This window comes from Kitasatospora sp. NPDC041917 (genome assembly GCF_055589745.1).
This window is the reverse complement of the sequence record NZ_JBVJBI010000011.1, coordinates 126,356-132,421: the sequence shown is the minus strand read 5'-3', so window position 1 is coordinate 132,421 and position 6,066 is coordinate 126,356. Positions and strand designations below refer to the sequence as shown.

General features: G+C 72.1%; 4 protein-coding genes. 2 read left to right on the top strand and 2 right to left on the bottom strand.

Going from position 1 to position 6,066, the window contains the following annotated elements; translation table 11 throughout:
- Nucleotides 1–48: 48 nt before the first annotated feature.
- Nucleotides 49–1,686: an APC family permease gene (locus tag ACZ6EM_RS16205; protein ID WP_401051177.1), complete on the bottom strand. Its 1,638-nt coding sequence runs from the start codon at nucleotides 1,684–1,686 to the stop codon at nucleotides 49–51.
- Between the two features lie 258 nt (nucleotides 1,687–1,944).
- Between ACZ6EM_RS16205 and tmpA the strand changes: the two genes are divergently transcribed.
- Nucleotides 1,945–3,543: a 2-trimethylaminoethylphosphonate dioxygenase gene (gene tmpA, locus ACZ6EM_RS16200; RefSeq protein WP_465772577.1), complete on the top strand. Its 1,599-nt coding sequence runs from the start codon at nucleotides 1,945–1,947 to the stop codon at nucleotides 3,541–3,543.
- A gap of 151 nt (nucleotides 3,544–3,694) precedes the next feature.
- Here tmpA and ACZ6EM_RS16195 read toward each other — a convergent pair whose 3' ends face one another.
- Complete coding sequence (locus ACZ6EM_RS16195) at nucleotides 3,695–4,525, bottom strand: GntR family transcriptional regulator (RefSeq protein ID WP_452179355.1); 831 nt, start codon at nucleotides 4,523–4,525, stop codon at nucleotides 3,695–3,697.
- 341 nt (nucleotides 4,526–4,866) lie between these two features.
- Between ACZ6EM_RS16195 and ACZ6EM_RS16190 the strand changes: the two genes are divergently transcribed.
- Nucleotides 4,867–6,036 carry an ABC transporter substrate-binding protein gene (locus ACZ6EM_RS16190; RefSeq protein ID WP_359905438.1) on the top strand — a complete coding sequence of 390 codons (1,170 nt, stop codon included), beginning with the start codon at nucleotides 4,867–4,869 and terminating at the stop codon, nucleotides 6,034–6,036.
- The last annotated feature ends 30 nt before the right edge of the window (nucleotides 6,037–6,066 follow it).

The following is a 6,066-nucleotide window of genomic DNA, read 5'->3' as shown; positions in this document are numbered from 1 at the left end:
CCGCGGCCCCCGCAGGACGTCCTGCGGGGGCCGCGGCCGTGCCCGGGCTCAGTGCCCGTTGACGTCCACCACCTCGACGCCGCGGATGTTCCGCTCGATCTCCTCCGCCGGCAGCGCGATCGCCAGCGCCCAGTAGTAGACGACCAGCGAGAACACCACCACGACCACGATGTCCCACCACAGCGGCAGGTTCCCCTTCGCGCCCGCGCCGAAGGTGCCCTGCCAGGAGGTCAGGCCCATGCCGAGCAGGTAGACCGGCAGCCACTGCCCGGCCCGGAAGTCCATCCGGGGCGCGTTCGGCAGCCCCTTGGAGCGCGCGTACCAGGAGTACCCGCCGAGCAGCAGGTAGCCGATCACGATCGCCAGGCCCAGGCGCCACAGGGTGTCCCAGCCGGACCAGTAGATGACCAGGCTCGCCACCGCGAAGGCCATCGGCGAGATCACCGAGCCGCCGGGCAGGTGGTACGAGCGCTCCATCTTCGGCAGCCGCTTGCGCAGCACCCCGAAGGCCAGCGGGGCGCCCGCGTACATCAGCACCACCGCCGAGGTGATGAAGCCGACCAGCTGCTGCCAGCTCGGGAAGGGCAGGAAGCAGATCACTCCGGCCACCCAGGCGATGAGCAGGCCCAGCCAGGGCACCGCGCGCTTGTCGGTGGACTGCAGCGTCTGCGGCGCGTAGCCGTTGCGGCTCAGGCCGTAGGTGACCCGGGAGCTGGAGGTGATGTAGACCAGCCCGGTGCCGGCGGGCGAGATGACCGCGTCGATGAACAGCACGGTGGCCAGCCAGCCCAGGCCGATCAGGGTCGCCAGGCCGGCGAACGGTCCGCTGATCCCGGGGTAGTCGAGCGTGCTCCAGCCCTGGGCGAAGGTCTCCGGCGGCAGTGCGCCGATGAACACCACCTGGAGCATCACGTAGACGACGGTGCCGACCACCACCGAGCCGAGCACCGCGCGGGGGATGTCCCGGCGCGGGTTGCGGCTCTCGCCCGCCCACTGGATGGCCTGTTCGAAGCCGAGCAGTGCGAAGATCACCCCGCTGCTGCTGATCGCGGTGAGCACGCCCTTGGCGCCGTCCGGTGCGAAGCCGTGCACGTCGAAGTTGGAGGCGTGGAACTCGGTGATGCCGAGCGCGAAGATGGTGAGCACCGGGATGGCGACCTTCCACACGGTGGCCGCGCTGTTGGTGTGCGCGAGCAGCCGCACGCCGAGGAAGTTGACCGCGACGAAGACTCCGAGCAGGGCGGCCGCGACGACGAATCCCCAGCCGGTCAGGGTCAGGTTCTTGTTCAGCAGGCCGTCCGCCCAGCTCCAGTGCTGGGCGTAGTTGATCATCGCCTGCACCTCGATCGGCGCGATGGTCGCGGCCTGCAGCCAGGTGAACCAGCCGAAGGACATCCCGGCGAACCCGCCGAAGGCGTAGTGCGGGTAGCGCGCCGTCCCGCCCGCCACCGGGAACAGCCCGCCCAGCTCGGCGTGGATCAGCGCCAGCAGGATGATCGCCACCGCGCCGATGCCCCAGGACAGCAGCGCCGCCGGCCCGGCCGCCACCGCCGCCTTCTGCGCCCCGAAGAGCCAGCCGGAGCCGATGATCGCCCCGACCGAGGCCCAGAGCAGTCCGATGACGCCGACCTCGCGCCGCAGCCCGGTGTGCCCCGAGCCGGGTGGATTGGAGGAGGAATGGGCCATGGCCGATCACCTCTCGAAGCAGGAGGAATTCCTCCGACAGTGCCCCAGCCCGGGCGCCTCCCGTCCCCGAAACGCCCCGCACTCCGCGCCCGTCACCCGAACAGCCCGCGGGAACCGCCCACCGGCACAGTTTCCGAAGCGTTCACCCGCTCGGCACGTGGAACTCACCGGCGGCAGGCAGGCTCCCGGACAGTGCCTGAAGTTGGCTATACAACTTCAGCCCATACGACAGCCGTAGTGCCGCCGAGGAGAAGACCGATGACCGAACTGCCGCCGTACTGGCTGCGCGACAACTGCCCGTGCGCCGAGTGCCGGGACCCGCGCAACGGACAGAAGCTGTTCCAGATCGACGACCTGCCCGAGGACCTGGCGGTCGCCGGGAGCACCGAGGCCGACGGGCACCTGGAGGTGCGCTGGTCGGACGGCCACCGCTCCCGCTACCCGCTGGAGTGGCTCGACCGGGCCGACGAGGGCGACGGGCGCACCGAGCGGGGCAAGCGGCTCTGGACGGCGGCGGACTTCGCGTCCGGCCTCCCGCAGGCGCGCTGGGAGGCCTACCTGGCCGACCCGGCCGAGCGGGCCGCGGTGCTGGCCGCCGTACGGGACGACGGCTTCGCCGTGCTGCGCGGGGTACCGGCCGTCGAGCGGCAGGTGCTGCGGGTGGCGGAGAGCTTCGGCCACGTACGGGTCACCAACTACGGGGAGCTGTTCGACGTCCGGGTCGAGCCGGACCCGAACAACCTCGCCTTCACCAGCGTCGCCATCGCCCCGCACACCGACAACCCGTACCGGGACCCGGTGCCGACCCTCCAGCTGCTGCACTGCCTGGAGAACTCGGCGACCGGCGGCGACTCCGGACTGGTGGACGGGTTCAAGGCCGCGGCGGTCCTCCGGGAGGAGGCGCCGGCCGCGTTCGAGGTCCTCACCCGTACGCCCGTCCCGTTCGTCTTCCGCGACCGGGGCACCGAACTGCGCGCCGACCGCCCGCTGATCGACGTGGACCCCCTGGGCCGGATCCGCGAGGTCAGGTTCAACAACCGCTCGATCGGCACCGTCCGGGCCGGCGCCCCGGACGGCCTGAACGCCTTCTACGCCGCCTACCGCCGCTTCGCCGCGATCACCCTGCGCCCCGGGCTCCGGCTCACCTTCCGCCTCGGCCCCGGCGACTGCCTGATCTTCGACAACACCCGCCTGATGCACGCCCGGACGGCCTTCCGGCAGGACGGCCACCGCCACCTCCAGGGCTGCTACGCCGACCTCGACTCCCTGCACAGCACCCTCGCGGTGCTGCGGCGCCGCGCCGCCGCGCTGGACGCGATCGCCGCCCTGTTCGCGGGCGAGGGCGCCGGGGAGTACCTGGGCGAGGAGGTCACCATGGCCGAGCACATGCTCCAGGCCGCCGCTGCCGCCGAGGCCGCCGGGGCGCCCGCGCACCTGGTCGCCGCCGCGCTGCTGCACGACGTCGGCCACTTCTTCGACGAGCACGGCCAGGGATCCGCGCACGGAAGGGATCTGATGAAGGGTCAGGACAATCGCCACAGCGACTCCGGGGCCGACTGGCTGGCCCGCTGGTTCGGCCCGGAGGTCACCGAGCCGGTCCGGCTGCACGTGGCCGCCAAGCGCTACCTGTGCGCGGTCGAGCCCGGGTACCGGGAGCGGCTCTCCGCGGCCTCCGAGTACACGCTGGGCGTCCAGGGCGGTCCGATGGACGAGCGCCGGGCCGCCGCCTTCGCCGAACTCCCGGGCGCGCGGGACGCGGTGGCGGTGCGGCGCTGGGACGAGCGGGCGAAGGTGGCGGGCGCCCCGACGCCCGGCTTCGAGTACTACCGCCCGCTGCTCGCCGCCCTCATGGGGTGAGGACGCTCACGCGCTGAGGGCGCTCACGCCGTGCGGGCGCCCATGCCGTGAGGACGCTCACTGCTCACGCCGTGCGGGCGCTCACGCCGTGAGGACGCCCGCACGGTGACGCCCCCGCGCCGGGAACGCCCGCGCGGCACGCGCAAGGGGCTCAGTCCAGCTCCCGCGCGTGCCGCGAAAGCGCCGAGGTGGCCAGGGAGTTGTGCACGCTGAACGCCACCGTCCCGGGCAGGTAGCGGTCCTGGGACCACTCCACCGGCGTGCCCGTCGGGTCGGTCGTGCGCCGCCGCTCGCGCAGCAGCGGACCGCCCCGGCGGCAGCCGAGCAGCCGGGCGTCCTCGGCGTTGGCCGGGACGACGTCGATGGTGTGGTCGGCGTCGGTGAACAGGATGCCGTGCTCGCGCAGCACTTCGGTGTGCGAGACCACGTCCGGCGGCAGCTCGGCGACGATCTCGCCGACCCGCGGCGGGTACACGGTGCGCTCGACCATCACCGGCGTGCCGGACAGCGTCCGCAGCCGGACGATGACGTACACCTCGGCGCCCGGCTCCAGGCGCAGTTGCTCGCGCTCGGCGGTGTCGGCCGGGCGGCGCACCAGCGAGTCCAGGATGCCGCCGGGCTCCTCGCCCATCGAGTACGCCCAGTGCGTGAAGCTGAGGAGTTCGGAGAAGCTCTGCACCCGGGCGCCGCCGAGGACCACCCGGCGGGTGCCGCGCCGGGAGGTGACCAGTCCGTCGGAGCGCAGCACCGCGAGGGCCTGGCGGACGGTGCCGCGGGAGACGCCGTACTGCTCGGCCAGCGCGCCCTCGGCGGGCAGCCGGCCGGCCTCGCCGTACGCGCCGGTGGTGATCGCCTCGCGCAGGTCGGCGGCCACCTTCCGGTACAGCGCGCCGGGGCGCTCGGCCGCGGGCTCCGCGGCGGCCGAGTGGTCCCCGGCGGCCGGGCGCCCCTCGGCCCCGGGGCGCTGGGGCTCAGTTGCCACGTCAGTCAATGTCCCTCCTGGGGCGGTGTCCTGCGCAGCCGTACCGGCGCGGACAGCCCGACCTTATCCCGCTGCGCCTTCGAAGCATCGCACCGAACGGTTCACGCTCCGATGGCCGGATTCCACCGTTCCCGCACCCGACCCCGGTTCTGGGCCGTCCGTTCACCTTCCCGTCACCGGCCTCCGGCGTACTTACTGCTGTCAGCGAAGTTGGCTAGTCAACTCGGACGACGTCGATCGATCGCTCACCCGGCCGGTCCGCCGCCCTTCGCGAGACGCAGGCCCGCGGAACCCCCCGCGAACGCCCCTCGCAGTACGCCCCCTTAACAGGAGACTTCCCCGTGACCGTGCACCGCGCCCGCGCCGCCGCCTTCGCGGCCGTACTGACCGCCGCCGCGCTCTCCCTCACCGCCTGCGGCTCCGCCGGTTCGAGCGCCAAGTCCGGCGACGCCGCCAAGGACGGCGCCAAGGACGCCAAGACGGCCACCTCGGCCGCCGACTTCGGCGGCATGGACGGCCTGATCGCCGCGGCCAAGAAGGAGGGCAAGCTGCACGTCATCACGCTGCCCCGGGACTGGGCGAACTACGGCAAGATCATCGACGGCTTCAAGGCCAAGTACGGCATCGAGGTCGAGGAGGAGAACCCGGACGGCTCCAGCCAGGACGAGATCAACGCGGTCAACTCCCGCAAGGGCCAGGACCGCGCCCCCGACGTGGTCGACCTGGGCAGCGCCTTCGCCCTCCAGGCGGTCAAGGACGGCATCCTCGCCCCCTACAAGGTCGCCACCTTCGACAAGGTGCCGGACACCATGAAGGACGCGAACGGCGCCGCCGTCAACGACTACGGCGGCTACGTCTCCATCGGCTGCGACGCCAAGAAGATCGCCAACTGCCCGAAGACCTTCGCCGACCTGCTCAAGCCCGAGTACAAGGGCCAGGTCGCCCTCAACGGCAACCCGACCAAGTCCGGCTCCGCCTTCGGCGGCGTCTACGCGGCCGCGCTCGCCAACGGCGGTTCGCTGGACAACGTCCAGCCCGGCATCGACTTCTTCGGCAAGCTGAAGCAGTCCGGCAACTTCAACCCGGTCGAGTCGACCCCGGCCACCATCGAGAAGGGCGAGACCCCGATCTCGATCGACTGGTCCTACCTGAACGCCGGTTACACCGACGAGTTCAAGGACAAGGGCGTCGACTGGAAGGTCTCCATCCCGACCGACGGCTCCTACGCCCAGTTCTACAACCAGGCCGTCAACAAGTGGGCCCCGCACCCGGCGGCCGCCCGCCTGTGGCAGGAGTACCTGTTCAGCACCGAGGGCCAGAACCTCTTCCTCGGCGGCTACGCGACCCCGTCCACCTTCGAGGCCCTGAAGAAGGACGGCACCCTGGACGCCACCGCCGCCGCCAAGCTGCCGGCCGTCGAGAAGCCGTTCACCACCTTCCCGACCGTCGACCAGATCAACGCGGCCAAGAAGGTCGTCACCGAGAACTGGACCAAGGCCGTCGCGGGCTGACACCCCGGCCACGTACCGCACTTCGGGCTG

What these genes read in the sequence shown, in the direction of transcription:
- ACZ6EM_RS16205 (WP_401051177.1), bottom strand. Translation starts at nt 1,686, where the DNA reads ATGGCCCATTCCTCCTCCAATCCACCCGGCTCGGGGCACACCGGGCTG.
- tmpA (WP_465772577.1), top strand. Translation starts at nt 1,945, where the DNA reads ATGACCGAACTGCCGCCGTACTGGCTGCGCGACAACTGCCCGTGCGCC.